This is a genomic window from Paenibacillus sp. JT22N12 (genome assembly GCF_056269365.1).
Window position 1 is genome coordinate 39,167 of record NZ_JBWDNU010000006.1, and the last position, 25,876, is coordinate 65,042.

26 protein-coding genes are annotated in these 25,876 nt (G+C 49.3%); 20 read left to right on the forward strand and 6 right to left on the reverse strand.

The genetic code is table 11. The annotated features are described in order from the left end of the window. The first annotated feature begins 14 nt into the window (after positions 1-14). Together AC0YOA_RS21645 and AC0YOA_RS21650 are read left to right on the forward strand one after the other, a co-directional pair. Positions 15-530, forward strand: coding sequence for a dihydrofolate reductase family protein (locus tag AC0YOA_RS21645; RefSeq protein ID WP_475788371.1), 516 nt, complete (start codon positions 15-17; stop codon positions 528-530). Positions 531-770: 240 nt separating this feature from the next. After that, positions 771-1,310 (forward strand): GNAT family N-acetyltransferase, encoded by a 540-nt coding sequence (locus tag AC0YOA_RS21650; RefSeq protein WP_475788372.1) that lies wholly within the window; start codon positions 771-773, stop codon positions 1,308-1,310. A 5-nt stretch (positions 1,311-1,315) separates the two neighbouring features. Here AC0YOA_RS21650 and AC0YOA_RS21655 read toward each other — a convergent pair whose 3' ends face one another. Both AC0YOA_RS21655 and AC0YOA_RS21660 read right to left on the reverse strand, forming a co-directional pair. After that, positions 1,316-1,744: a hypothetical protein gene (locus tag AC0YOA_RS21655; RefSeq protein WP_475788373.1), complete on the reverse strand. Its 429-nt coding sequence runs from the start codon at positions 1,742-1,744 to the stop codon at positions 1,316-1,318. After that, positions 1,741-2,373, reverse strand: coding sequence for a TetR/AcrR family transcriptional regulator (locus tag AC0YOA_RS21660; protein WP_475788374.1), 633 nt, complete (start codon positions 2,371-2,373; stop codon positions 1,741-1,743). The genes AC0YOA_RS21655 and AC0YOA_RS21660 overlap by 4 nt, the downstream gene beginning before the upstream one ends. A gap of 328 nt (positions 2,374-2,701) precedes the next feature. Between AC0YOA_RS21660 and AC0YOA_RS21665 the strand changes: the two genes are divergently transcribed. After that, entirely contained in the window at positions 2,702-3,625 is a 924-nt protein-coding gene (locus AC0YOA_RS21665) for a tyrosine-type recombinase/integrase (protein ID WP_475788375.1), read from the forward strand. A gap of 55 nt (positions 3,626-3,680) precedes the next feature. Here AC0YOA_RS21665 and AC0YOA_RS21670 read toward each other — a convergent pair whose 3' ends face one another. Then, positions 3,681-4,010 carry a dihydrofolate reductase family protein gene (locus tag AC0YOA_RS21670; protein WP_475788376.1) on the reverse strand — a complete coding sequence of 110 codons (330 nt, stop codon included), beginning with the start codon at positions 4,008-4,010 and terminating at the stop codon, positions 3,681-3,683. Between the two features lie 167 nt (positions 4,011-4,177). Here AC0YOA_RS21670 and AC0YOA_RS21675 point away from each other — a divergent pair, with 167 nt between their 5' ends. Beyond that, the gene (locus AC0YOA_RS21675; RefSeq protein ID WP_475788377.1) at positions 4,178-4,846 is read left to right on the forward strand and encodes a cyclase family protein; all 669 of its coding nucleotides are present in this window, start codon (positions 4,178-4,180) and stop codon (positions 4,844-4,846) included. Positions 4,847-4,945: 99 nt separating this feature from the next. Here AC0YOA_RS21675 and AC0YOA_RS21680 read toward each other — a convergent pair whose 3' ends face one another. Together AC0YOA_RS21680 and AC0YOA_RS21685 are read right to left on the reverse strand one after the other, a co-directional pair. Further along, complete coding sequence (locus AC0YOA_RS21680) at positions 4,946-5,692, reverse strand: YdcF family protein (RefSeq protein ID WP_475788686.1); 747 nt, start codon at positions 5,690-5,692, stop codon at positions 4,946-4,948. 138 nt (positions 5,693-5,830) lie between these two features. Beyond that, positions 5,831-6,391, reverse strand: coding sequence for a methylated-DNA--[protein]-cysteine S-methyltransferase (locus AC0YOA_RS21685; RefSeq protein ID WP_475788378.1), 561 nt, complete (start codon positions 6,389-6,391; stop codon positions 5,831-5,833). Positions 6,392-6,598: 207 nt separating this feature from the next. On the opposite strand from AC0YOA_RS21685, the gene AC0YOA_RS21690 reads away from it, so the two are divergent. The 14 genes from AC0YOA_RS21690 (at position 6,599) to AC0YOA_RS21755 (ending at position 21,417) form a co-directional block, all read left to right on the forward strand. After that, positions 6,599-7,462, forward strand: a complete 864-nt coding sequence (locus AC0YOA_RS21690) for a M15 family metallopeptidase (protein ID WP_475788379.1) — start codon at positions 6,599-6,601, stop codon at positions 7,460-7,462. 36 nt (positions 7,463-7,498) lie between these two features. Next, the gene (locus AC0YOA_RS21695; protein ID WP_475788380.1) at positions 7,499-8,020 is read left to right on the forward strand and encodes a VanZ family protein; all 522 of its coding nucleotides are present in this window, start codon (positions 7,499-7,501) and stop codon (positions 8,018-8,020) included. A 177-nt stretch (positions 8,021-8,197) separates the two neighbouring features. Beyond that, the gene (locus AC0YOA_RS21700; protein WP_475788381.1) at positions 8,198-8,893 is read left to right on the forward strand and encodes a response regulator transcription factor; all 696 of its coding nucleotides are present in this window, start codon (positions 8,198-8,200) and stop codon (positions 8,891-8,893) included. Next, the gene (locus tag AC0YOA_RS21705; protein WP_475788382.1) at positions 8,886-9,995 is read left to right on the forward strand and encodes a sensor histidine kinase; all 1,110 of its coding nucleotides are present in this window, start codon (positions 8,886-8,888) and stop codon (positions 9,993-9,995) included. Before AC0YOA_RS21700 ends, AC0YOA_RS21705 begins: the two co-directional genes overlap by 8 nt. A 143-nt stretch (positions 9,996-10,138) precedes the next feature. Beyond that, on the forward strand, positions 10,139-11,005 hold the full coding sequence (locus AC0YOA_RS21710; RefSeq protein ID WP_475788687.1) for a carbohydrate ABC transporter permease: 867 nt from the start codon (positions 10,139-10,141) through the stop codon (positions 11,003-11,005). 62 nt (positions 11,006-11,067) lie between these two features. Beyond that, the gene (locus AC0YOA_RS21715; RefSeq protein ID WP_475788688.1) at positions 11,068-11,898 is read left to right on the forward strand and encodes a carbohydrate ABC transporter permease; all 831 of its coding nucleotides are present in this window, start codon (positions 11,068-11,070) and stop codon (positions 11,896-11,898) included. Positions 11,899-11,978: 80 nt separating this feature from the next. Then, a complete protein-coding gene (locus AC0YOA_RS21720) occupies positions 11,979-13,139 on the forward strand; it encodes an efflux RND transporter periplasmic adaptor subunit (RefSeq protein ID WP_475788383.1) in 1,161 nt (386 codons plus the stop codon). A gap of 39 nt (positions 13,140-13,178) precedes the next feature. Then, positions 13,179-14,513 carry an ABC transporter substrate-binding protein gene (locus AC0YOA_RS21725; protein ID WP_475788384.1) on the forward strand — a complete coding sequence of 445 codons (1,335 nt, stop codon included), beginning with the start codon at positions 13,179-13,181 and terminating at the stop codon, positions 14,511-14,513. Positions 14,514-14,695: 182 nt separating this feature from the next. Continuing rightward, positions 14,696-15,199, forward strand: a complete 504-nt coding sequence (locus tag AC0YOA_RS21730; protein ID WP_475788385.1) for an RNA polymerase sigma factor — start codon at positions 14,696-14,698, stop codon at positions 15,197-15,199. Positions 15,200-15,258: 59 nt separating this feature from the next. Beyond that, the gene (locus AC0YOA_RS21735; RefSeq protein ID WP_475788386.1) at positions 15,259-16,305 is read left to right on the forward strand and encodes an acyltransferase family protein; all 1,047 of its coding nucleotides are present in this window, start codon (positions 15,259-15,261) and stop codon (positions 16,303-16,305) included. 64 nt (positions 16,306-16,369) lie between these two features. Continuing rightward, positions 16,370-16,954, forward strand: coding sequence for a TetR/AcrR family transcriptional regulator (locus tag AC0YOA_RS21740; RefSeq protein WP_475788387.1), 585 nt, complete (start codon positions 16,370-16,372; stop codon positions 16,952-16,954). 269 nt (positions 16,955-17,223) lie between these two features. Further along, positions 17,224-17,670, forward strand: coding sequence for a DUF2269 family protein (locus AC0YOA_RS21745; RefSeq protein ID WP_210040121.1), 447 nt, complete (start codon positions 17,224-17,226; stop codon positions 17,668-17,670). A 157-nt stretch (positions 17,671-17,827) separates the two neighbouring features. Beyond that, a complete protein-coding gene (locus tag AC0YOA_RS21750; RefSeq protein ID WP_475788388.1) occupies positions 17,828-19,885 on the forward strand; it encodes a molybdopterin oxidoreductase family protein in 2,058 nt (685 codons plus the stop codon). A 536-nt stretch (positions 19,886-20,421) separates the two neighbouring features. Beyond that, positions 20,422-21,417: an oxidoreductase gene (locus tag AC0YOA_RS21755; RefSeq protein ID WP_475788389.1), complete on the forward strand. Its 996-nt coding sequence runs from the start codon at positions 20,422-20,424 to the stop codon at positions 21,415-21,417. Between the two features lie 340 nt (positions 21,418-21,757). Here the strand turns inward: AC0YOA_RS21755 and AC0YOA_RS21760 are convergent, their stop codons facing one another. Continuing rightward, positions 21,758-23,167 (reverse strand): MFS transporter, encoded by a 1,410-nt coding sequence (locus AC0YOA_RS21760; RefSeq protein ID WP_475788390.1) that lies wholly within the window; start codon positions 23,165-23,167, stop codon positions 21,758-21,760. Positions 23,168-23,320: 153 nt separating this feature from the next. Between AC0YOA_RS21760 and AC0YOA_RS21765 the strand changes: the two genes are divergently transcribed. Then, positions 23,321-24,205 carry a LysR family transcriptional regulator gene (locus AC0YOA_RS21765; RefSeq protein WP_475788391.1) on the forward strand — a complete coding sequence of 295 codons (885 nt, stop codon included), beginning with the start codon at positions 23,321-23,323 and terminating at the stop codon, positions 24,203-24,205. Positions 24,206-24,447: 242 nt separating this feature from the next. Beyond that, a complete protein-coding gene (locus tag AC0YOA_RS21770; protein WP_475788392.1) occupies positions 24,448-25,419 on the forward strand; it encodes an oxidoreductase in 972 nt (323 codons plus the stop codon). The last annotated feature ends 457 nt before the right edge of the window (positions 25,420-25,876 follow it).

The window sequence follows — 25,876 nt, forward strand, 5'->3', positions numbered from 1 at the left end:
TGGAGGAATTAACTATGAAAACAATTCTTTGGGCAGCATTGTCTGCCAATGGAAACTACGCCCAGTCCAGTGCCGAACATCCGCCAAAAAAAGAAGCATTCGACGATTTTGCGGCCCAAGCGATAGCTGCCGGTAATTTCATCGTCGGACGCCGAACGTTCGAGGCCATGCGTGGAAACGGCGGTGGAGGGGGTGGTCCTTTTGCCGATATCGATATCGTGGTGGTTTCAACAAGCATGAATGAATTGCCCGGTGTCAAGGTTGTAGGGTCCCCGCAGGAAGCACTCGATTACCTGCAGGAGAAGGGCTACCAAACAGCGCTCCTTGCGGGCGGCGCGGATCTGCACAATGCATTTTTAGGTCAAGGGCTTATTGGGGAGATCATATTCAATTTTGCGCCTGTGCTTGAGGGAAAGGGGCTCAACCTCTTGATAGACCAACACCATTATCAGTACAAGGATGTGGAGCTGCTGGACTTCAAGCCGCTTGGCAATGGCGTTGTTCAACTGCGCTACGCCGTTGGCGTTTAATTAAGAATGACAAACTCAAACAATTCGCAACAGGAAAGGGCGCTTGCAGCGATGCGGTGCCTTTTTACTTTTAATAGAAGCAAATCAAAATAATTAGTCTCCAAATCAGGGGGCTTGATTGACATAGAACATATGTTCTTGATATCATAAGACAAACGTAATATTTTCTAAACTCGAATACATAAGTGTGCGCCCATGAAGGTGACCGGATCAGAAATAAAAATAATAGGAGTGAGAGAAATGTCGGAGAAAATGAATCCATCACTCGTCCGGATAGAGTCTTGGGCCGATTCCAATCTGGATTTGCTGCGTCTTATTAATGCTCCGGAGATGATGGAGCATCTTGGAGGTCCGGAAACCGACGAACAGATCCTTTCTCGCCACAAGCGGTATCTTGAAATTGGCGGACGAGGGACAGGCCGGATGTTCAGCATTGTTTTGCTTCCAGAACTTGAAGCTGTCGGCAGTGTCGGGTACTGGGACAGCAAGTGGGAGGAAGAGCGCGTCTACGAAATCGGCTGGAGCATACTGTCGCCTTATCAAGGCAGAGGCATAGCGACCGCAGGTGTCAGAGAAGCTATTATTAGTGCCACCAGGGAACAAAAGCATAGGTATATTCATGCGTTCCCGTCTGTCAATAATCCGGCGTCGAACGCAGTATGCCGGAAGCTCGGCTTTTCGTTGATGCATCAGTGCGAATTTGAATACCCGCCAGGGAACATCATGCAGTGTAACAACTGGCGGCTGGATATCGATGGGGCAATGGGAAGTAGTGAATAGATATGCTAAACAAATTTGGCATGCGGATGGGTTAACCATTGAACCGCTTCTTCCATCTCGCTGAAATTCACAAGCTCATACGGCAGCTCACCCAGACCATCTATTGTTCGATCCAGACTCAGCTTGGCGATCATGCTTTTAGGCAAAAGCATTGCGAGATATCGAAGTCCAACCCCATAAGCACGTGCCACGAATTGCTGCGCGACCCACTCCTGATCCTCTGCTTTAATGGCAGAGCCTTTGCGGGAATCCATCAATAATTTGCTGCTTTTCTTTTGCTCCAATAATTCAATTCCCTTTATAAGAATCGTTTGGAACTCTTCGCCGTGAGCAAAGCCTTTCCATTCCATGACGACTGCTTGAAGCTCTTCATTCCAGGAAACCTGTCCATGGGTAGAATCGTAATAGATCATCTGCAGCAACTCCATTTTCAATTTATGCTGAGCTCGTTTTTTATATAATCCTTCAAATGATTTTGGACCGTTGTAATATGAAACCGGTCGTTAAATAATTTGTTCAAAAGAATGCCGCCTTCAATAGTACTCATAATAAGAGTTGCTGTTTTTTGCGGGTCAATATCAGCCCGGAATTCCTTGTTCGCAATTCCGCCGGTGATTTCGTCCTTAAGGAAATGGATTAAATGCTGCATGGCGCCTTGCGCTCTTTCCAGCAGTTTTGCGGATTGTCCGTCATCGGCTTCAATGCTAGCATTCATAATGGGACAACCCCCTGGTATCGTAGGGTTCTCTCCAAATGTACTATAAGCTTCAATAAAGGCGATGATGCGGTCCGTCCCTGATGTCTTCAAAAGGAGCGCATCTTCTATATATTGTTGAATCACGCTGCAGCATTGATCAAAAGCAAGCAAAGCCAATTCCTCTTTGTCTTTAAAGTGGTTATAGATTCCGCCTTTTTGCATTCCGGTTGCTTCCACAATTTCAGAAAGCGGAGTAGCCAGAAATCCATGCTGGTTCATCAACATGGCGGATTGTTCTATAATATGTTTTTTTGATTTTTCACCTTTTTTAATCGTAAACACCTCCTGTTTAAAGCTGGTTTTCACATAAAAGACAGACCGTTCATTTTATTATACATATAAACAATTATTAGTCAAGTTATACGCCGGTGATAATCCGGAGGTCATACGATTCAGGGCAAATCCATGATTTTTGTACCGCATTTGGGAACAAATATATGCTATAATAAGTGCGCAAAATACATGTTTGGCGCACTTTCGGTTTAAAACGATTTTATAATCGTAAGAGGGGACACAGTATGCTGTGTTTGAATGTATCGAAGCCAAGCCAATAAACAGACATATACAAGCAGCCGCGGACATTCTTTATTATGTTGTGGACCGGTTACATGAGGGATTAAGAGGGGGATTATATTTGCCGCGGGATTATGAGCTTGAGGAATTGTATGGGAAACAAATTCATTGTTTTTCTATATGGATGAAGCAGGCGGGTTATACGGCTACCACTCAAAAAGAATATTTGAGAGAAGCCTATTCTTATCTTCAATCATTAGAAGGACTTCCGGCAGAAGATGCGGGAAAAATGAACGTTGTTGGATTTTTGGTGGCCAAACAGCATTCGACCGGGGACCGGACACGGAACAGGACATTATCGGCGATCCGCTCCTTTTATGTGGCATTGATCGATTTCGAAATGGCTAACCGCAATCCTGCTATTGAGGTGAAAAAATCAAAAACGGAGAAAAACAAGAAACCCGTGTATCTCGAAGAAGAAGAGCTTGTCGAGACTCTCCAGTATATTGAGGGGCGTTACCGAAGCAGGAATATCGCGATTTTTTTGCTGATGGGCTATTGCGGGCTTCGGGTTGGCGAGGTACATCGGTTGAATCTCAAGGATTTCAAGAAAGGGAAGGAGTCCATCGAAGTATTCGGAAAAGGGCGTAAATGGAACGAAATCCCTGTGCCTGCTGTTTTGCTGTCGTATCTGATCGAGGTAGAAGCACATAGAATCACGCCTTACAGTGCGAAGGAGGATGCTTTTTTTGTTTCGCAAAAGGGGAAGAGGCTTTCCATACGGCAGATCCAGAAAATTGTGGGGCAAACCTTCTCGGCCTTTAAAGAGAAGAACCCCAAAGTGACGGATATGAAACTCTCATGCCACAAATTAAGGCATAGTTTTGCCACGATGCTCCTTAGAAACGGGGTGGATATCAGGGTTGTCAAAGAGTTATTGGGACACTCATCCATTGAAACGACAATGATCTACACGCATGTGAACGATGAACAAAAGAAACAGGCGATGTCGATGGTGAACATTCCGCTGCATGCGATGGGATAGCCGGTTTAAGTGTCCCGCCGGTCAAGAGCGGCAGCCAGACCCCGCTCTTAAGGCCTTATATCTTCTGGTACCGCAACCCAACAACGCCATTCTTATATATTTTAGTGCTGCTCAGGTGCAGGGAGAACTTTGTTCCAGCATCCGCGAACAGCCTTTCGCCTTGAGCAGCGACTACGGAATGTACGAATAACCACAGTTCATCAAAAAGATCGTGATGTAAAAATAACTGCCAGGTTTTCACTCCGCTTTCAACGGAGATGTTCTTGCCGTCACTGTTTTTGAGCTTTTCAATTTCATGAACAAAGCTTTTATCAAGGATCAATTGCTGTGAGTTATTCCAAGCCAGAATATCCATTTTTGAACGGGAAATAACAATCTTCTTCATTTCGTTTATTCTTTTGGCAACTGATCGACTTTCTATCATTTCTTATCAATTGCTCTCTTTTGCCGGTTGGATTCCTCATAGTATGATATAATTTTTTTGAGTTTTGTTATTGTGTATTGTAAGCGCTTATATTGAAACATATTCAAGTACAAATAGGAGGTTGAAAGATGCCAATTCCGACCCCGAGGAAAGTTGTTGATTTATCCCAACCAGTCTATCACAACTGTCCAGGCTGGCCGACTTACCGAATGGTGGAGGTCCGTTACGAAGCGCTGTGTCCCAATGATGGCTTTACAGCCGAAAGGCTGGATATGAATGTACATACCGCCACGCATCTTGATGTACCGTTTCATTTCTACCCGCAAGGAAAGACGATTGAACAGTTTCCGGTCGAACAGTTCCAGGGTGAAGCGGTACCGATTAACCTGTTCGGCATTGAAGCCGATTCGCCAATCGGCAGCAGTCATCTTGAGCTCTATAGCGACCGCATCCGCGAAGGCGATATTGTTCTTCTCTGCACGGGCTGGGGGTTAAAGCGCGGATATAACGAAGATTATTACCATCGGTGGCCTTATCTTAGCGGTGAAGGAGCCGAATGGCTCGTATCTCGCGGCGTCAAGGGAGTCGGTATTGACGGTCTCAGCATCGGAGGCTGGGGAGAAGGTAAGGGGCGGCCTGCGCATGAGGTATTGCTGTCAAATGAAATTTGGCCGCTTGAGGAGCTGTACCTGACTGAGGAGCTTCTTACCGAGGAACGCTGGTATTTATGCGCGTTTCCTCTGAAGCTGCAGGGCTTCGGCGGAGCTCCCGTCAGAGCTGTGGCTATGGCTTTCTAAATGCCCCGATGAAACTAAAAAATCCCCTTGAGCAGGACATGCTGACAGCAGCGGCATGCATCGCTTTAAGGGGATTTCTCTTTCATTTTGCCTCAACGCTCAGAACCTTAAAGCAGCGATTCCCAGGTATTCCTTTAATGCGACGCCGGTATTGGAGAGACCTCCCGATGATGGCGTCAGCTTATTCGCATAGATGGCCGCCTCCTGCCCGGTCCAGTAATCAACAGGATAAGCGATGACGTCAATGGAGGATTTTTTGAAATTCAAGACAGATCGTTCCATATGAAAAGCGGAGGTAACGAGAATCGGATTCTCAAAATGCTGCTCATCGAGAATCAGTTTGACATTTGCGGCATTTTGTTCGGTATTTAACGAAAGATTGTCGATGAAGATTTGGTTGGCGGGTATGTTTAGCCCGATGAGCTGGCGTTTGGCGATATCCGCTTCATTGCCGCTATCCTCGAATACCTGGCCACCGGAGAAAACGATGGGAAGTCCGGTTTCATTATGCAGTCTTGCCGCGGCTAGCACTCGGTTGGCAGCCGAACCGGACAAGTTCCCCTGGCCGTCGATATCCGGCGTGTCCCTTGTCGCTCCTCCGCCGAGTACGACAATAACGTCGCCTTGCAGCCGATCGGGAGGCGAATAACGACTCTCCAGTGAACGGATTAAGGCCTCACCAACAAGGCCGGTCGAGAGCAGATACAATATAAGTGTAGTCGAAAGCAGCACGATTGCGGACTTTCGGTCCCGCTTCCAGATCCGGAAGCAGAGAAGCAGCAGGACCACAATAAATAAACCGGGCGGAAGGACAAAACTGTACAGAAATTTAATGATATAAAGCAAAGCGGCAGCCACCTTCGAAATAAATCTGAACATCCGTCCACTTATTGTAACACGGCCGCAATCTGTCAGGCTATTCAGCAGCCAAAAGACTTCTCCATACTATGACCTGACATCGGCCATCCCACCCGAACCTGTCCGTCAAAAGAGAAAGCGTGCATGTCCTTTGTGGATATAGTCATAAAAGCCCTCCAGCCGAAGTAATTCCTCTTTCACCTGCAGACCGCCCCTGAAACCTGTGAGCGCGGCATTTTTGCCTATGACACGATGGCATGGAATGACGATGGGAATGGGATTGGCACCATTCGCCGCACCTACCGCACGAACCGCTTTAGGACTGCTGACAGTCTCGGCGATATCTGAATAGCTCCGGATTTGGCCGTAAGGGATTTGGGTTAACGCGCGCCAGACAGAGACCTGGAATGCAGTACCGCGCAGGTCAAAGGAGAGCGTAAATAGTTGCCGGCTCCCTTCGAGATATTCCTGCAGCTGGCGGACGTACCCGGATACCCGTTCGAAATCTTCGACCAGCACAGCTTCCGGTATTTTTTTATCCACCCATGCTCTTAGTGTATCGAATGACTCGTTCGGCAGGGTGATCAGGCATAAGCCTTGGCTCGTCGCCGCCAGATAGAGCGGACGGTCTTGAAAAATAGGATGTACAAGAGTTCCCCAGTATACTTCGATTGCAGTTCTGCCCATGATTATAGTATCCTCCTGTGAGTTATAAGCAATCATCAAGCTTATGATAATACAGCCGAAATAAGATAGCAAAATTCGATTGCGATGCAGGGACTGAACCCCCGCCGGCCGAGAAGTTTAATGAAAATTTTAAGTTTAACCCCATTTCTTTTTTAATAGTTTTCTTTATCCTGAAGTGGATGATGGGTGGTTAGGAGGAAACGGATAATGAAGAAATGGGTTTTTGGGCTTATTATACTTTTGCTGCTGGACTTTGGATTTGCCCAGCACAAACTGAAGGTTATTGACAAGAAGTCATTGCAAGAGGACCATCAAGCTCCGGAGGTGACTCCTGTCAAGAATGTGCTTACCATTCAAGTTGCAAAGGATCAGATTCACAAAGGCAATTTGCTGCTTGTCAATAAGGACCATCCTGTGCCGTCCGGGGATGAAGCAGCCGAAGCGGTCAATCTGTCACAGCATGAGGAGCTGTTGAACGGATTCGGTTTGCTGGATAACACAATTAAGCTGTCGCCAAGCCTGGCGCAAAAATTTACAACCATGGTGGAGTTCGCCGAAAATGATGGGGTCAACCATTTTTTAATCAGCAGCGGTTATCGGGACGAAAAAAGACAAGAAGAGCTCTATCAACAAATGGGTGCCGACTATGCCCTTCCGGCAGGCTACAGCGAACATAACCTGGGTTTATCGCTTGATATCGGATCTACGCAGGCGGAGATGAATTCGGCCCCTGAAGGATTGTGGTTGAAAGAAAACGCATGGAAATACGGTTTTGTCCTGCGTTATCCGCAGGATAAAACGGCAATCACGGGCATTCTGTATGAGCCCTGGCATTTTCGCTATGTTGGACTGCCGCACAGCTCCATCATGAAGGAAAAGAATTTTGTCCTGGAAGAATATTTGGACTTCTTGAAAGAACAGAAGACTATCACGACGACGATCGATCATCAAAGCTATCAAATTTCTTACTATCCTGTCTCAGGCAGCACAACCATTCCTATTCCGGCGAATGAGCGCTATGAGATTTCAGGCGACAATATGGATGGTGTCATTGTGACCTTGTATTCCTGACGGGGTCAAAATTCCGGGAGAAGAGGAGGATGGGAAATGCAACAAAAGAGAACGCTGAACGATGTTTTCACACTGGGACTGCTTGCCGTGTATATGTATGCATTACTCAAAATTATTTTGTTCAAATTTCGCGCGATTGACATGACATTTCTCTGGCAGCAGCTCAAGATGAGTCTGAAAAATCCTGATCTGATCAGCAGGAGATTGCATGAAGGCAATCTGATTCCATTTCATGAAATATCCCGGACGATCTATGTATTATCCGATCACGATCTGATCAACCTGGTCGGGAATATCGTCATATTCATGCCGTTCGGTGTCTTTCTTGGCATACTGTCAAACAAAAAACTTTCGCTTACAGGCGCATTCCTGCTTGCTCTAGGCTTAAGCCTTTGCCTGGAAAGCGCGCAGGTCCTATTCGCTATTGGAAGCTTTGATGTCGATGATCTCATCCTCAATTCCAGCGGAGGCTTGCTTGGCTGCATGGCCTTCAAATTATGCGCTAAGCTTGTGACAGCTGCGTCAAGTGTCATCCGGCCTGGAGATAGACCCATTTAGCTTGCGCAGGAGTTCAAGGCTCTAACATTGTATCCTTTAAGGGGACTTTTGCTTTTTTCAAGCAGAAGTCCCTTGAGGCGTTTTCACAAAAGGGCTCTATTCATAGAGGAAGCAAGCCGGGTCAGGAATAAATCTGATACAATAATAGCCATACTAATGTTTACAGAGGTGGAAAGAATGAAGTCGATCACAATACTGATAGCTGATGATGAGCCGGAGATCGCCGATCTGATTGAGCTGCATTTGGAAAAAGAGGGTTACCGCTGCATTAAAGTATTTGACGGACAGGAAGCGATTACCGCGATTCAATCGCATTCCATTGATTTGGCTATTTTAGATATCATGATGCCTAAGCTGGATGGTTATGAAGTAACGAGACAAATTAGGGAGCAGCACAATCTGCCTATTATTTTTTTAAGCGCCAAAGCGAGCGATCTTGATAAGATTGCGGGGCTGGTAAGAGGAGCAGATGATTATGTGACCAAGCCGTTCAATCCGATGGAACTGGTTGCCCGTGTGAATGCCCAGATCCGGCGGTTCATGCAGTTCAATCACGCAGCACAATCGAATAAAGTTGTTTTGGAGCTGGGCGGGCTGACCATCAATCCCGAGGAACGCACTGTATCCCTCTATGGCAAGCCTGTCGAACTGACTCCCAAAGAGTTTGATATTTTGCATCTGCTGGCCAGCTACCCCAAGAAGGTGTACAGCTCGGAAAATATCTTTGAACAGGTGTGGGGCGAAACCTACTATGAGGGCAGCAATACAGTCATGGTACATATTCGTACCCTGCGCAAAAAGCTTGGCGAGGACACGCACAAAAACAAACTGATCAAAACCGTTTGGGGGGTGGGATATACATTCAATGGCTAACATGATCCGAAGCTTCCGGTTTAAAATGATCCAGTTGTTCGGGTTAAGCATGATCCTTTCCGCTGCGATTACTTATGCGCTCTATAAAGCGCTCCAGCTCTATTATTATACGACCAAAATCGAGAATCCCTTGACTAAAGTCCGGTACTTCATGAGAGAGATGGGAGATATAAACTTTTTTCTGATCGTATTTATTCCGCTCTCCATATATTTTTTCTTTCTACTTACCAAACGCTATGCAGCCTATTTTCACGAAATATCAAGCGGAATTAATCTGCTTGCAAGCGGAGACTTCAACAATCGTATCCATATTCCGTCGAAAGATGAATTCGGGGATATAGCCCGGGACATCAATCTGGCAAGCGAAAAATTGCAGCAAGCCTTGGAGAGAGGCGATTTTGCGGAAAACAGCAAGGAGCAGCTGGTCTTGAATTTGGCTCATGATTTGCGTACGCCGCTGACATCCGTTCTAGGTTATCTGGATTTCATTCTTCAGGATGATCAATTGACTTCCGAGCAAATGAAACACTATACAAGCATTGCTTTTAACAAGTCCCAGCGTTTGGAGAAATTGATCGACGAATTATTTGAAATCACCCGAATGAATTACGGCAAGCTGGTCATTGATAAGAAGCCAATCGATCTGAGCGAGCTTATCATTCAATTAAATGAGGAATTATATCCTGTTTTTGAGAAAAATAACCTCACCACCCGACTGAATGTGACTCCGCATTTGACTGTTTCGGGGGATGGGGAGCTGCTCGCGCGCGTATTCGAGAATCTTCTGACCAATGCCATCCGTTATGGAAAGGATGGTCAATTTATCGATATTCATTGCAATCTTGAGGCAGAGGATGTAGTGGTTCAAGTGGCTAATTATGGGGATTCCATTCCTCCACAAGAGCTGCCTCATATCTTCGATATGTTTTTTACCGGCGATGAAGCGCGGACTCACCATGAGGGAAGCACAGGCCTTGGCTTGTTCATTGCAAAGAATATCGTCACGCAGCATCAAGGCATCATTTCGGCTCAAAGCAGCTTAATCCGAACCTGCTTCGAAGTCCGTTTGCCGCAGCACAAAACAACTAAAATCACCGATTAGTTACCATGCCAACCATTTTATGAAAATTTAAACTTTACCCCACTTCTTTCTTTAACAGTCTGCCCTATTCTTAAACGTATGAAGGGCAGGAGGACAAGAAAATGATGAAGTGGGGTTTTTGGCATGATTTCAATATGAACAAAATGGCGAGATGGCTTCGCAGGGATGCGATGTCGGCATGGCTGTTTCTCGCACCGAGCGGTATCGGCTTTGCGCTGTTCTATCTGATTCCGTTTGCCATGGGCGTGTTCTATTCTTTCATGGATAGTACGGTAGACGGTCATTATGCGGGTTTGGACAATTACCGTGAGCTGCTGGCGAGCGATTCCTTCCGGAAGGCGGCATCCAATTCGTTTTATTTTAGCGCGGTCAGCGTTCCGCTTATTCTTGCGCTGTCGCTGGGGCTCGCGATGCTGCTCAACCAAAATATATATCTGCGAAAATGGCTGCGGACAGCCTATGTGCTGCCGCTTGTCGTTCCGGTCGCCTCGATCATTCTAGTCTGGCAGATGCTGCTGGACTGGAACGGCTCCCTGAACGCCTGGCTGAGCTATTTTGGTTTTCAGCGTGTGGATTGGATGAAGACCGATGCGGCCCGAAATGTCGTCATAGCCGTTTATTTATGGAAAAACATCGGCTATAACGTGATTTTATTCCTGGCGGGACTGCAGCAGATTCCGAAGGATTATTACGAAACCGCCCAAATTGAAGGGGCAGGCCGTATAAGGCAGTTTGGCAGTATCACGCTTGTCTATCTGACATCCACGATGTTCTTTGTGATTATCATGTCAATCATGAACTCGTTCAAAGTATTCCGGGAAACTTATTTGATCGCCGGGGATTACCCGCAGGACAGTATATACATGCTTCAGCACTATATGAACAACATGTTCATGTCACTGGACATTCAGAAGCTGACTGCGGCGGCGACCTTGATGGTCGGCTGCATCCTGCTGATCGTCATGGTCCTGTTCGCAATCGAGCGCCGGTACCGGCAGTTCATGGAGTAGAAGGGAGGAAAGTCCGATTGCCAGCTGCAAAAGTATTGCAGAAAAGTGCGTTAACGCTCGTCATGGGTTCCATAGCGCTCCTGTTATTGTTTCCCATTGTGATTACGTTCACCAATTCGCTCATGACCGGACAGGAAATTGAAATTGACTATGGATCAATCGGGCAGATGAATGAGACGGCTGCCGGAAAAGCTATTCCCTTTGTAAATTTAAAATTGCTGCCGGATCAAGTGTCTCTGGAGCAGTACGGCAAGGTGCTCATAAGCAGCCCCACATATCTGGCGATGTTCTGGAATTCGGTGTGGCTGGTGGTGCCGATCATTGCGGGGCAGACCCTTGTGGCGGCCCTTGCCGCCTATGCGCTCTCCAAGCTGAAATTCCGCGGCCGCGATACGCTGTTTCTGATCTATCTGTTGACGATGCTCATGCCGTTCCAGGTGACACTTGTGCCGAATTATATTATGGCTGACAAGCTGGGATTGCTGGGCAGCTCAAACGCCATAATCCTGCCTGGCATATTCGCCGCTTTCGGCGTGTTTATGCTTCGCCAGTTCATGCTGCATATTCCGTATGCCTACATCGAAGCGGCCAAGATGGACGGTGCCGGCCATTTGCGGATATTCCGGACGGTTATCGTCCCCATGGTCAAACCGGGTCTTGCCGCGCTTGTGGTCCTCTTGTTCGTCGATTATTGGAATATGGTGGAGCAGCCGCTTATATTTCTGGACGATCCGTTCAAGCAGCCGCTTTCCGTCTATTTATCCAGGCTCAATGGCGAGCCGGGGATTGCTTTTGCCGCATCTGTGCTCTATATGGCTCCGATGATGCTGTTGTTTCTGTATGCGGAAAGCTATTTTATTGAGGGCATTCAATTGTCCGGCATCAAAGGATAGTTTTGCCTCACACAAAACTGATTTGAATGTTTACGATGCTCGTTTTGCCTCACGCAAAACTTTCAGGAAGGAGACGGGAAATGGAGCTGGAGAAAGAAACGGCTGATCGCAGACGCAAACGGATGATTCAAGTCATATCCATTGCTCTTTTGGGTCTGCTGATGTTTTTTACATTTTTCAGCAATACGCTGCAATCGCTGACTCTGCCGAAAGTGAGAACGGAGAAGCCGGTCAGCGGAAGTATTGCATTTACGCACGAAGGCAGCGGCATTCTGCGGCCGCTCGCTGAAGCCGGGCTCTTGAATCCCGCTGGCTGGAAGGTCCAAGAGATTCTCGTCAAACCAGGCGATCATGTGAAGAAAGGCCAGCAGCTAATTACTTATGACAGCAAATCTGCCGAAAGGGAATTGGAAGATGAAATAACCAATTTAAACAAGCAGAAAATTGGGCTGCAAAATGTTCAGGATCAGTTCATCTTAACAGCCAAGGACGGGGACCCGGTGAAGATCCGGAGTGCCGGACGCGAGATTGAAACGCTTAAGCTGGATTTGGCGGCACAGGAACGCAAAATTAACGCACTTAGAGAGAATCTGGAAAGCCAGCAGGAACTCACCGCTCCATTCGACGGAATTATAACGCAGTTGAATGCCATAGAAGGATTAACATCAACGGCAGGACCGGATATTCTTGTCTCGAACAACAGCAAGGGCTACCAATTGGATATTTCTGCGGATTCATCGTTATTGACCAGCCTGGGGATTACGGCAGGAGAGAAGATAGAGGTCGAGGTGCATTCCCTACAGGAACAGCAGAGCCGAATGATCGACGGCGTTATTGAGGAAATAAAAAATGCAGAGCCGCTGGCCGCGGACTCATCCGGTACCGAAGCGGACAAGAGCTTAACGATCCCCCGGAAGCTTCTTCATGTGAAGATCGTTGATGCCAAGCTGAAAGGGGGTGAAGAGGCGCAGATCAAAATCGGGAAGCCCTCCCGTCAACATGGACTTGTCGTTTCCAATGAAGCTGTTCATCGGGAAGGCGACGGCAGTTTTGTTTATAAGATTGAAGAGCAGCGGGGCGCACTGGGCAATGTATTCGTTGCCCGCAAGGTCCAGATTCAGTCCAGTGAAACGAATGGCAAGGAAACGATGATTCAGTCGGATAATCTCTATGAGGATGACCGGATTATTCTGGAAAGCAGCGAGCCCCTGCAGGACGGAAACCGTGTCCGTCTGCAGTAGTCAAGCGTGAAGCAGCATATTACAGGAGGTATTCATACAATGAGAAAGTGGATGTGCATCATACTTATTCTATTGACGATAACAACGACCGCGTGCAGTTCCGGAGACAGCGGGGAAACAGCAGGCAATGAGAAGACGGCGACTAAAGAAGGTAAAACCGTCGTCACGTTGTCTATCCAGCAGGCGAGTCCCTTTTATGAGACGTTAGAGAAAAAGTTTGAGGAGAAGTACCCGGACATCGATTTGCAAATTAAGGCTTATCTGCAGGCAGGCGAGCAAGTGGACTCGGCCAATTATGAAAAATACCAAAAAACGATGAATACAGAGCTGCTTTCGGGAAAAGGCGCGGATATTTACGAAATAAGCAGGCTGCCTTTCGAGGAGTACGTGAGCAAACAGCTCTTTCTGAACATGGATGATCTCATGGAACAAGACAAGACGCTTGACAAGAGCGATTTGGAGATGAATATCTTGAATGCAATCAAGATGAATGGCGGTACATATGCCATCCCTTCGGGTTTTTCCCTCCGGGCGTTCGTAGGCGACGGGAGCGTTCTGGAGAACGCGAATATCGACGATAAGAACTGGACTTGGGATGAATTTACAGAGATTGCGAAGCAGATTATTCAAAAGGAGCAGGAGAACGGCAACGCGAACCGCTATGCGATCGCGGATTATCCGCCGGATGTCCTCCTTCAAGAAATGGTTGTGGATCATTACTCGGAATTCGTTGACAGCGCGGCGAAAAAGGCCATGTTCGATACTCCTGTGTTCCTGGACACGATGCAGCAAATAAAAAAAATGTACGATGACAAAATCATGACTGCGGGCCCGGCGGAAGTCGGCAAGCAAATGTTCTTCTCGACTGTCGTGCAGTCGCCCGCTGATTTGATCAATGGTCCGCATGCCTTGTTCTCAAGTCCGAAGCTGCTGCAAAAGCCGCATGCCCAAGGTCAATCAGGCGGTATGAGAATTATCCCCATGTCCCAGTTCGCGATACAAGCCAAATCTCAGGTCCAGGAGGAGGCCTGGAAGCTCATCGCCTTCCTGCTATCCGCAGAAGGGCAATCCCTGCAGGATCGGGAAGGAATTTCACTTCTTAAATCGGTTAACGAGAAAACATTAAACGATATTCAGCAGCAAGTCAAAAGCGGAACATACAAGCTGGCAGACGGGAAAGCAGTCCAGGTATCGGACGAAGAATTTACCCAGTTCAAGCAGCTCATAGATACAGCGGATAACTTCGCGGTACTTGACGGTAAAGTGGTTTCCATTGTCTCAGAGGAGGGCCTGACCTTCTTCGGCGGGCAGAAGTCCGCGGAGGAAGTGGCGAAGCTGATCCAGAACCGGATAACAACCTATCTGAACGAATAGCAATTATTGAAGCAAGAAGCAGCCACCCCGTGCGCTGCTTTTTTCCATTCAGCATGATGACGGACAATTCATAGAAGCCGTCTCATGATGCAAAGTTTTATAAAAATTTAATTTTAAACCCCAATTCGATTTAAACAGTTTTCCTTATTCTAAAGGGGAAGAAGGGATAGGAGGATGCCATAATGAAGGACAGGACAGTGGACGAGACTTTCAATACCTTATATGAAACGTACTATAAACAAGTATATTATTCAGCCTTTTCGGTAATAAGAGACCACTTTTTGGCACAAGATGTGGTTCAGGAAACCTTCGTCAAGGTTTTCCGCCGTTTCAATACCTTCAAAGATAAAGCAAAAAAGGATGCCTGGCTAAAGGTTATTTCCAGAAATACAGCGATCGACTTATACCGAAAGAGACTTAGAAGGCAGGAAATTTTCAACGAACATATTGAATTATTAGCCGGGGCTGTCGCAGACGAGATGGAGCGCTCCATCGAGATGAAGATTGACCGCCAACTGCTTTGCTCCTTGCAGCCAAAGCATCAGAATGCGCTACTGCTTATCTATGAATATGGAATGACCTATGAACAGCTTGCTTCATATCAGAATACTTCCGTTAGCGCAGTGAAGTCGCAGCTGCATCGTGCAAAGAAAAAACTGCAGTCCATGGCAAGGGAAACGGAATAGCGCTCTATGCAATTCCACATCCTAACAATAGATGAATAAGGGATAAGGAGGACGAACCCATGAATTCCAAACCGGATTTCAGCGGACTGGATTGGTTGAAATTTCTGGCTGCTATATTGGTTGTTGCCAATCATACCGGCCCGCTGCAAACCTACAGTCCCTATGCCGATTTTCTGCTAAGCGGTGTCCTTACACGTATAGCCGTTCCCGTGTTTTTCATAACCTCAGGATTCTTTTTCTTCCGCAAGCTGACCGGCGACCCCGCAGCGGATAAAAAAAAGCTGTTTCGCTATTCGAAAAAAATTGGAATACTATATGCGATTGCCATATTGTTGTATATTCCGTTAAACATATATACAGGTTATTTCACCGTTCATTTTACTGTGTATTCCTTCATCAGGGACATTATATTTGAAGGCACCTTTTATCATTTGTGGTATTTGCCGGCTTTGCTTGTCGGGTTATATATGACCTTTTTCATGTATAAGAGAATGTCGATGAATGCGCTGCTTGCAGCGGCTGGCTTGTTGTATGTCCTCGGGCTGCTTGGCGGGAGCTATTACGGACTTATTGCGGACAATAAAGGGATTTCGCAAGTCTATGATGGAATGTTCACTTTGTTTGACAATACGCGTAACGGGCTGTTTTATGCACCTGTTTATCTTGTATTGGGTGCTTGGGCAGCCAGGAGGCCACAGCCGGCGGGAAGCACAATGAAGAATGCCGGCTTGTTTATGGTATCGCTCGGATTTATGCTCGCCGAGGGAATCCTCCTGAATTCAGCGGGAATTCCCAGGCAGGAGGGTATGTATATTTTTGCTCTGCCAGCCGCTTATTTTTTATTTCAATGGGCGCGGGAATGGAAGGGGAAATCAGGCAAAGCCTTCCGGGAGTGGCGGGTGTGGGTTTATATTTTGCATCCTTACGCGATCGTGTTTGTACATGCAGCGTTACAAGCTGATAATCTTGAGGATTTGTTCATTGCGAACAGCCTGTTTCATTTTCTTGCGGTATGTCTGTTGTCAGTCGCCATGGCCGCGGCTGCAGTACGGATATCCGTTATTAAAATTTCAATTCCAAAACAGAAATCTAATACAACCCATTGACACGAAAATCTAACGGTGTTATATTTCCGAATGAGATTAAAAATTGAAAGGAGGCTGAACCCATTTGAGTCGCCGTGAGCGGCATAAGCAGGAGCTTCGGCAGCGAATTATTTTTGCGACGAGGGAGATCGCTTCCGAAGAAGGATGGCGGGGCATAACGATCCGCAAGGTAGCGGAGCGGATCGAATACAGTCCGCCGACTATTTATGAGTATTTCGAGAACAAGGATGCGCTGCTTTTTCAGCTGCTGAAGGAAGGATTTCACTTGCTCTATCTCGATCTGGCGAAGGCTAAAGAGGCGAACAAGGAAACGCCGCAGCAAACACTGTACGCCATTGCCAAAGCGTACTGGGCTTTTGCTTTCCGGGAACGCGAATTATACGAAATCATGCACGGCCTTGGAGGCGTTTCGTTTGGGACCCGGGAAACTCCCGAAGAACCTGTTCGGGTATTCTTTCTGCTGCGCGATGCCATTACTGACTGTTTGAACATCGAGACGAATGATCTCGACGGTGAAGTCGATTTATTTTGGAGCAATTTGCATGGCATGATTTCACTGACGATCCAGGGCCGCATGAAAGGCGGGAAGGAACGCGCCGAGGTGCTGGTCGATCGAATGGTGGAGTTATATATCAAGGCATGGGGGTAGCTACCCTTTTCTTTTCGCAAAAAAAATAACATAGTTAGATAATTGAACGACGATAAAAAATTATTAAGGTGGTTAATCCTTGAGCACATTAATCGTAAGCGCTCATCCAAATCCTTTCAGCTTCAACGCCGCGGTGCGCAGCGTCCTTGCGGGAAGCCATGCTTCAGCAGGCAGCCGTTCTTGCCGGGAAACTTGGGTATGACCGGCGTACTGGGCAGCCCCTATCGTAAGGAATGACAGGACACACCATCACATTAGGAGGCATTCCCATGTATACTTATCTGTTGTTCATCCATATTATCTCAGCCGTGACAGCTATCTGCGCCGTTATCGGTTATCCATTAATCATGAGCAGCGTCCGCACGGCAGGGCAGGCTAGGTTCGGATTGGCGCTGCTGGAGAAGATGGCGATCCTCCCGAAAGCCGGCGGGACACTGCTGCTTCTGACCGGTCTGGCACTCGGCTTCCTGCAAACCTATCTGTTCCACCAGATGTGGTATGTGGTCTCGATAGCCATCTTCTTCGTCATTCTGGTCATTCTGGCCATCCTGCTTCCATCCGGCATCAAAGAGCAGCTTGCGCTGCTGCAGCAGACGCAAGGAGAGGCGCTGCCGGACGAGTACCGGCGGAGCCGCAGGCGCTCCGCCTGGTTGGAAGGAATTGCGAATCTGGCCGTTTTCATCTCGATTCTGCTGATGGTGTTCAAACCCTTTTAAACTTACGAAGAGCAGCTTGCTTTGAACGGCGACTGCCGACGAGAAAGCGTGAATTGATCCCGCGAATCATTATGCAGCAGGCATTTCTTCCCGTTTGTGCTATCATTAAACGATAAAACATCAATCTCCCGCCTCGCCGAAAGGAGCAGTCATCGCTATGAATTCTTCGTTTATTGATCAACCGAACGGGATTTTCCCTTCCGTATGTCCGCTTGATTGCCCGGATCAATGCGGCCTGCTGGTCCGCAAGGAGTCCGGGAGAATCGTAAAAATAGACGGTGACCCGTCCCATCCCGTAACACAAGGGGCCATTTGCAACAAAGTGCGCAATATGACGGAGCGGATCTACGATCCGAACCGCCTGCAGTATCCGCTGCTGCGGACGGGACCCAAGGGCTCCGGGCAGTTCCGGCGCATCAGCTGGGAGGAGGCTCTGGAGACCATCGCCTCCCGGTGGAAGACACTTGCGGCTTCCGGGGAGGGAGCAGAGTCGATTCTGCCTTACAGCTTCTACGGTAATATGGGCAGAATAGGCACCGAAGGAATGGGGCGGAGGTTCTTCAACCGCCTGGGAGCCAGCCGGCTCATTTATTCCATATGCGAAGCGGCTGGCTCAGAGGGCTACCGCTACACGATGGGCGGCAGCTACGGCACGGATCCGGAGGAAACGGTTCATGCCAAACTTCATATCATGTGGGGCATCAACGCGGTCAGCACGAATATGCATCAGGTTACGATCGCCGAGAAGGCGCGCAAGCAGGGGGCGCAAATCGTCGTTATCGATGTTCACCGGAACCGGACGGCGAAGTGGGCGGACTGGTTCATTCCCGTTATGCCCGGCACGGATGCGGCGCTGGCGCTTGGAATTATGTTAATTTTGTTTGCGGAGGGGCTGACGGACGAGAATTTTCTTCAACAGTATACGGTCGGACATGAGGAGCTGCGCGAGCATGTCCGTCAGTATCCGCCGGACGTCGTATCCGCCATTACTGGCGTGCCTGTGGATGACATTTATAAGCTTGCCCGGTTGTACGGCAGCACGACACCGTCGTTTATCCGGATCGGAAACGGACCGCAGCATCACGATAACGGGGGCATGACCACCCGCGCGATCGCCTGTCTGCCTGCGCTCACGGGGCAGTGGCTGGTCAAGGGCGGCGGCGCGATAAAAGGCAACGGCGGTTATCTGAGCCTGAACAAATCCGCCCTGGAGCGTCCCGGTCTGAGCCGCAAGAACACCCGGCGAATCAATATGAATCTGCTGGGCAGCGCCCTGCTGGAGCCGGACCGGCCGATCCGCTCGCTCTACGTGTACAACTCCAATCCGGCGATTGTCGCCCCCGAAGCGAATAAAGTAAGGGAAGGGCTGGCGCGCGAGGATTTGTTTACTGTGGTTCACGATCTGTTTCTGACCGAGACGGCGAAGTTCGCCGATATCGTGCTGCCTGCGACCTCGTCATTCGAAAATACCGATCTTTATACATCGTATTGGCATCACTATGTGCAGCTGCAGCAGCCGGTCATCGAGCCATGCGGGGAAAGCAAGTCCAATGTCGAGGTATTCAGGCTGCTGGCGCAGGCGATGGGCTTCGACGAGCAGCCGCTGCGCGATACGGAGGAGGAGATGATCGAACAGGCGCTGGACGCTCCGGGCAATTCCCGCCTGCGGGGAATTACGTTGGAAGGCCTGACGGCCAGCCAGTTCGCCAAGGCCGACGTGAAGCCGGTCCTCCAGGACAAACTGCATACACCGAGCGGCCGCATCGAGCTGTATTCCAAAGCGATGCAGCGCAGCGGGTATCCGGCTCTGCCGACCTACGTTCCGCTGGTTGACGACGGTCCGCATCCACTGCTGTTCATACCGACGGCCAATCACAATTTTCTCAACTCGACATTCGCCGGGAACGACAAGCATATACGGATGGAAAAAGCGCCGCGGCTTTATATGAATATCCTGGATGCCGAAGCACGCGGTATCCGGGACGGAGACACGGTACGGGTATGGAATGGACGGGGAAGCTGTGAGCTTGCGGCGGCGGTTGGCAGCGATGTTCTGCCTGGAGTCGTCGTCAGTCAGGGACTGTGGTCCGATGCCGCAGGCGGCAAGGCGCTCGTCAACGCGCTGACGCCGGACCGCGTTGCCGATATGGGCAATGGCGCGACCTTTTTCTCCGGAAGGGTGCAGGTGGCACAAGCACTTCATCTGCAGCATTGACAGGCGAAGCATCCCCTTTGCCCTGAACGGGAAGTTATCACAATCTATTGACCACGAAGCGGACTTGCGACAAAGTGATTTTACATTAGCGGCGGACGGAGGCATGACTGAAGTTCTGAATACTTCACAGCTTGCCGGCAGCTGCTTCTTAAAAATAAATAAATAGGAGAATGGCCCGGATCGACAGGATCCGGGTATTTTTTTCGTCCGTAGCCTATTCCTGCTCCCGGGAGGGAGCATTTTAAGGCGGCAGCACTATTTTCAAAAAAGAAAAAGAAAATCGCTTGACATGGAGTATACTCCATGCAATAAGCTTCAGTTGCTTAGCCGAATAGGCAATAGGCAGAGAGGAGGGCAAGGGATGGGAATACGGCATGACCAGTCTCGATCGTTTCTGTGCTGCAGCCTAATTGTAGGAGAAAAAAATAAAAATCGAGTCGCCAATGACTGAAATATACGCTGCTTCGGGAATAATGAACGCAGCTAAACCACTTTTTCGTACCAGATTAAGCATTGAAATTAGGAGGAGATTGAATATGCATACGGACAACATAGATACAATTACACCTCAGGCACCGATTCCATCGGGCTTCGGGCCGCAAACGACAGCACGCGAGGCGCTTGGCGGACGTGATTTGACAGGCAAAACCGCCATCGTAACCGGCGGGTATTCCGGCATCGGTCTTGAGACAACCCGCGCGTTGGCAGAAGCAGGCGCGACGGTCATTGTCCCCGCCCGCACGCCAGAGAAAGCCCGTGCTTCATTATCGGGTATCCCGAGAGTGGAGCTGGAGGAGCTGGATCTAATCGCTCCCGCTTCCATCGACGCCTTCGCGCAGCGGTTTCTGGATTCTGGACGGGCGCTGGACATCCTGATCAATAATGCCGGCATTATGGGACCGCCGCAGGTGCACGATGCGCGTGGGTACGATACCCAATTCGCCACCAATCATCTGGGACACTTCCAGTTGACGGCGCGGCTCTGGCCGGCTTTGGCCAAGTCGGGAAGCGCGCGGGTCGTCTCGCTTTCTTCCGTTGGAATCCGTTACGGAAGCGTAGATTTTGACGATCCCAACTTCGAACGCAGGGCATATGACAAATACCAGGCCTACGGACAGTCCAAATCTGCCAACTCGTTGTTTGCAATCGCATTGGACAGGCGGGGCCGGGAGCATGGCGTCCGCGCCTTCGCCGTTCACCCTGGCGCGGTCATGAGCGGATTGGTGCGTTATATGTCGGAAGAGGAGCTGAGCGCCTCCGGTGGGCTTGACGAGGAAGGCAATCCTCCCGCTGAGCCGCTGTACGTATTCAAGACCACGGAGCAGGGAGCGGCGACAAGTGTATGGTGTGCGGCGAATACGCAGCTGGACGGCAAGGGCGGCGTTTACTGCGAGGATGCCGATATCTCCGTGGTTGTCCCCGCTGACGCTCCGATGGGGCCTGGTGTCGTACAATGGGCAATCGATCCCGGCTTGGCAGATCGGCTGTGGCGTCTTAGCGAAGAGATGACCGGCGTGAAATTCACGATCTGAATGTACGCGGCCATAACGATTGCATGAACATAGCCATGATAACCGCATCATTGCGCAAAAGCCTGTTGAGAACGCTCAACAGGCTTTTGCCGTATAGGGGGCGGGTTGCAGAGCCGCCGGAGTATCCTGATTTTGATTTCATCTATAAAATCTCCAGCTTTTCTTTCAGTTATTCGCTCCTGCGGCAAAGCTCCTGTGCTTCGCTCATGAAAAAACTTTCGTTAGGGATCATCTGACAGCAAAAACGGCTCTTCGCCAACCATGCGAAGAGAGCCGTTTTTTGCTGTTTTCCGAAAGTGCAGCTTACTAAAATTTGAAATCGTTCCTTCTGTTTCGGGCGTCAAGTTAACCTTCGGGAACAACCGACCGCGAGGAGCCCGGCACTGATCACTGCCGTCACCACAGCAATGATGTGTAAACCTGAAGTCGTCACCGAGCCGCCGAATATAAGCCCCAGCAAGCTGGTGGAAAAGATGCTGCCTACGGAACGGAACGTTTGGAACAAGCCGGATGCAACGCCGGTTTCTGCCGGTTTCGTATGGCTGTACAAGGCTGTTGAAAGCCCCATATTGTTCATTCCATTTGAGATGCCGATGACTGCAGCGACCAGCAGAATGATCGGAACAGAAGTATGAGGCCCAAGCACAAGCAGCAGGAGGGTACCCGCTACAAGCACGATACTTCCGATGATGACGGGCTGCCGGTAGCTTGAACGGCGAATCATCCGGACGGCGAGCGGGGTCGTCAATACGCCGATACCTGCGAAAGGAAGCATCAGTAATCCGGCGGTCTGCGGATCGTAGCCTCTAACTTGGCCCAGCCATAACGGCAAGCCAAAGAAGAGCGAATAGAACACGATGTTCAGACCGGCATACTGGGCAAATACGGAAGTAAGCCGGATATTCGAAGCCAGCATCCTGACATCCAGAAATGGCTTATCCGTACGCAGCTCCCGCAGGATCAGGAGAGCCCCGGTAACCGGAACGATGATCAGCAGCCACCACTGGGTACCTTTGCCAAGCGTGACCAGGAAGAACATTAGGCTTGCGAACATGCCGCTGAACAGGACGATTCCCGGAAGATCGATCATGTGCAGAACGCCTTTCTGCTCTTCCGAAGGCTGTTTCTGCTTGTCCGCAGGGATCCATCTGAATACCAGGATAAGCACCAGAACCGCAACCGGTACATTGATCCAGAAGATGGATTGCCATCCCGCATGAGCAACCAGGAGACCTCCCAAAGTAGGCCCGAAAGCCGCCATTACGTTGGCGGTAATGGAAATTAGTCCGAGGGCCGCGGTTGAGCTTTTACCGTCATCACGATCTGCCGTACGGGAAACGGAGCGAATGATCGACAGACCGGCAGGAAATGCGCATGTGCTTCCGAAAGCCTGCAGGATCCTGAGTGCCAGCAGCCAACCGAAAGACGGCGCCCAGGCAGAGAGAAGACTGCTGATGATAACCAGCGCCATTCCGGTGCTGAAAACGCGGCGTGGACCGAACAGATCCGCAAGCTTGCCCATCAAGGGCTGGCCTACCGTCGCCGCAAGGTAGAAACTCGAAATCAACCAGGTTACGGTCGTTATGCCGACCCCGAAGCTGGAGCCGATATTCAGAAGCGCGACGGAGATCATGGATGAGTTCAGCGGGTTAAGCAAAACGCCAAGTGCAACGACCCATGTGACCCGTTTCATTACTCGCTGATGGTCAGACCCTATTGGTGCAGCCACTGTGCTCGCAGCCAATGTCATTATATATTGCCTCCTTTTATGTGATCGTCTTATGGAGCCTTCTTTCATTCCAACCGGCACACTGTTATTGTAAGATTGAATACTCATAAATAAAAATATATATTTAATTATAAATTAATCACTTTATAGTTATGGATTGAGGTGGAAATTCCGTTGGATTTATTGCAGCTCCAATATTTTCAAAAAGTAGCGCAGCTGGAGCATATGACGAAGGCCGCACGCGAGCTTCAAATTGCCCAACCGGCCCTAAGCATGACAATTGCACGCTTGGAGAACGATTTGGGAGTGCCCTTATTTGACCGCTTGGGACGGCAGATCCGGCTCAATGCCTATGGAAGAGCTTTTCTCATCAAAGCGGAGACGGCTCTGAAAGCTCTGGAGGAAGGACGGCGCGAGCTCGCGGATATGTCGGGGCTGGAGCATGGGCGCGTATCTCTGGCGGTGACAACTTTAAACCGTTTCTCCAAGCTGTTGGGCGCTTTTCTTTCCAAGCATCCCGATGTCAGCTTTCGCGTAATCCAGGTTCCTACAGAGGAATCGAAAATCCGGCTGCTCAGCGGTGAAATCGACTTTTGTTTCTCTTATCAGCCCTTTGAGCAGCCGGAGGTAAGCTGTTTGCCTCTGTTTACGGAAGACATTCTGCTGGCTGTACCGGCTTCACATCATCTTGCAGGACGGCGAAGCATAAGCCTTCACGAGGTGGCCCACGAATCTTTCGTCAGTCTAAAAACCGGATACAGCTTCCGCGATATAACCGATGAATGCTGCCGGAAAGCAGGTTTTGTCCCAAATATTGTGTGCGAAGGAGACGAGCCAGCGGCGATAGATGGCTTGGTCCGGGCGGGTTTGGGAATCGCTTTTCTGCCGGCGGCGGCAAGAAAAGAGTATTCTTCGCTTCATTTGCTGGACATCACAGAGCCTGTATGCCAATGGACCCTCCATTTGACCTGGCTTGAACAGCGCTATCTGTCACAGGCGGCACGCCAGTTTCATGATTTCGTCGTCCGTCTATATGGGAAAAAGAGCATTTCACCGTGACATTTCCATATAAGGCTGGATGAAAATCACTTGACATGGAGTGAACTCCATCCGATATGATGCGATGGAACAGGAAAAGGCTTGGCGGCCGATTGTCAATAAGCAATGAGATGGCTTGGGCTGCAGCCCCAAATTGAGCTCGCTGATGGCTGAAATGCATGCTGCTTCGGGAATAATAAATGACAATCCGGACCGCCTAATATAGGACCTGTTGAAGAGTTCAAAACCAGGAGGAGATTAATATGCAAACAGGTAACAGCTATACAATCACGCCCCAGGCTCCAATCCCATCCGGCCTCGGTCCGCAAACAACAGCACGGGAAGCGCTGGGCGGACGCGATTTGGCGGGCAAGATCGCCATCGTCACCGGCGGATATTCCGGTGTCGGCCTTGAAACCACCCGCGTTCTGGCCGAAGCAGGCGCAACGGTGATTGTGCCTGCGCGTACGCTGGAGAAAGCCCGCGCTGCGGTTGCGGGTATCTCGCATGTGGAGCTGGAGGAGTTGGATCTTTTCGATCCCGCTTCCATCGATGCTTTTGCGCAGCGCTTTCTGGACTCGGGACGGCCGCTGCATATCCTCATCAATAATGCCGGAATAATGGCTGCCCCGCTGGTACGCGACGCACGCGGCTACGAGTCCCAATTCGCCACCAATCATCTGGGACACTTCCAGCTTACGGCGAGGCTGTGGCCTGCATTGAAGCGGGCTGGAAGCGCGCGGGTTATCTCGCTCTCATCAACTGGAATCCGCTTCGGAGGCGTTGATTTTGACGACATAAACTTCGAGCGGCGGGAGTACGACAAGTGGAGGGCTTACGGCCAGTCCAAATCCGCCAACGCATTGTTTGCCGTCGCGCTGGACAGGCGTGGTGCGGCGTACGGCATCCGCGCCTTTTCCGTCCATCCCGGTAGAATTCTGACCGATTTGGTGCGGCATATGTCGGACGAGGAGAAGGGAGCAGCAGGAGGAAATTTAAAGACCACCGAACAGGGAGCAGCGACGAGCGTCTGGTGCGCAACAAGTGCTCAGCTGGAGGGAAAAGGCGGCGTATTCTGTATGGATGCCGATATTGCCGGGATTGTATCGGAAGATGCTCTGCAAGGGCTGGGCCAGGTGATGACGGGCGTACTGCCCTGGGCGATCGATCCCGGCCTGGCGGAGAGGCTATGGCAGGTCAGCGAGGAGATGACGGGGGTAACGTTCACGGCTTGAGCCGGATCATAAAATAACAATATTGCATTTGACTATGAAGAGTAGTTTGAATAGCAACTGAGCCTGCATCTGCAGGATCAGCTGCTTTTTTTTGCTCAAAATAAGCAAGGATAACATCCTTCCAATTCGGTAAAAATGATTTCTCCATTCTAGAGTTGACTAATCCCAATGCTGTGCTTATAATAAAAAAATGAACGGTCTGTCTTATATTGATAGGAAATAAAGTCGCTAATCAATATAAAACGATAGTTGGTACATTAAATTGATTTAAAGGAGAGATCTTAAATGAGCAGAATATAGCCGGCTGAATTTGGACCAGGAAATTTGAAACATCGTTATTGTTGTGTCCGTGAGAAATTCGCTTCAGAGCAAAATTTATTTTTTTTACCCCATGGAGAATGATCGTTCTCGATGGAGTAAGTTACTTGATAAAAACAAAATCAACACAATAGAAACT

Excerpts from the sequence above, each read along its gene's own strand:
- AC0YOA_RS21645 (WP_475788371.1), top strand. The coding sequence starts at position 15 with ATGAAAACAATTCTTTGGGCAGCATTGTCTGCCAATGGAAACTACGCC.
- AC0YOA_RS21650 (WP_475788372.1), top strand. The coding sequence starts at position 771 with ATGTCGGAGAAAATGAATCCATCACTCGTCCGGATAGAGTCTTGGGCC.
- AC0YOA_RS21670 (WP_475788376.1), bottom strand. The coding sequence starts at position 4,010 with ATGAAGAAGATTGTTATTTCCCGTTCAAAAATGGATATTCTGGCTTGG.
- AC0YOA_RS21675 (WP_475788377.1), top strand. The coding sequence starts at position 4,178 with ATGCCAATTCCGACCCCGAGGAAAGTTGTTGATTTATCCCAACCAGTC.
- AC0YOA_RS21685 (WP_475788378.1), bottom strand. The coding sequence starts at position 6,391 with ATGGGCAGAACTGCAATCGAAGTATACTGGGGAACTCTTGTACATCCT.
- AC0YOA_RS21690 (WP_475788379.1), top strand. The coding sequence starts at position 6,599 with ATGAAGAAATGGGTTTTTGGGCTTATTATACTTTTGCTGCTGGACTTT.
- AC0YOA_RS21695 (WP_475788380.1), top strand. The coding sequence starts at position 7,499 with ATGCAACAAAAGAGAACGCTGAACGATGTTTTCACACTGGGACTGCTT.
- AC0YOA_RS21700 (WP_475788381.1), top strand. The coding sequence starts at position 8,198 with ATGAAGTCGATCACAATACTGATAGCTGATGATGAGCCGGAGATCGCC.
- AC0YOA_RS21705 (WP_475788382.1), top strand. The coding sequence starts at position 8,886 with ATGGCTAACATGATCCGAAGCTTCCGGTTTAAAATGATCCAGTTGTTC.
- AC0YOA_RS21710 (WP_475788687.1), top strand. The coding sequence starts at position 10,139 with ATGGCGAGATGGCTTCGCAGGGATGCGATGTCGGCATGGCTGTTTCTC.
- AC0YOA_RS21715 (WP_475788688.1), top strand. The coding sequence starts at position 11,068 with ATGGGTTCCATAGCGCTCCTGTTATTGTTTCCCATTGTGATTACGTTC.
- AC0YOA_RS21720 (WP_475788383.1), top strand. The coding sequence starts at position 11,979 with ATGGAGCTGGAGAAAGAAACGGCTGATCGCAGACGCAAACGGATGATT.
- AC0YOA_RS21725 (WP_475788384.1), top strand. The coding sequence starts at position 13,179 with ATGAGAAAGTGGATGTGCATCATACTTATTCTATTGACGATAACAACG.
- AC0YOA_RS21730 (WP_475788385.1), top strand. The coding sequence starts at position 14,696 with ATGAAGGACAGGACAGTGGACGAGACTTTCAATACCTTATATGAAACG.
- AC0YOA_RS21735 (WP_475788386.1), top strand. The coding sequence starts at position 15,259 with ATGAATTCCAAACCGGATTTCAGCGGACTGGATTGGTTGAAATTTCTG.
- AC0YOA_RS21745 (WP_210040121.1), top strand. The coding sequence starts at position 17,224 with ATGTATACTTATCTGTTGTTCATCCATATTATCTCAGCCGTGACAGCT.
- AC0YOA_RS21750 (WP_475788388.1), top strand. The coding sequence starts at position 17,828 with ATGAATTCTTCGTTTATTGATCAACCGAACGGGATTTTCCCTTCCGTA.
- AC0YOA_RS21755 (WP_475788389.1), top strand. The coding sequence starts at position 20,422 with ATGCATACGGACAACATAGATACAATTACACCTCAGGCACCGATTCCA.
- AC0YOA_RS21760 (WP_475788390.1), bottom strand. The coding sequence starts at position 23,167 with ATGACATTGGCTGCGAGCACAGTGGCTGCACCAATAGGGTCTGACCAT.
- AC0YOA_RS21770 (WP_475788392.1), top strand. The coding sequence starts at position 24,448 with ATGCAAACAGGTAACAGCTATACAATCACGCCCCAGGCTCCAATCCCA.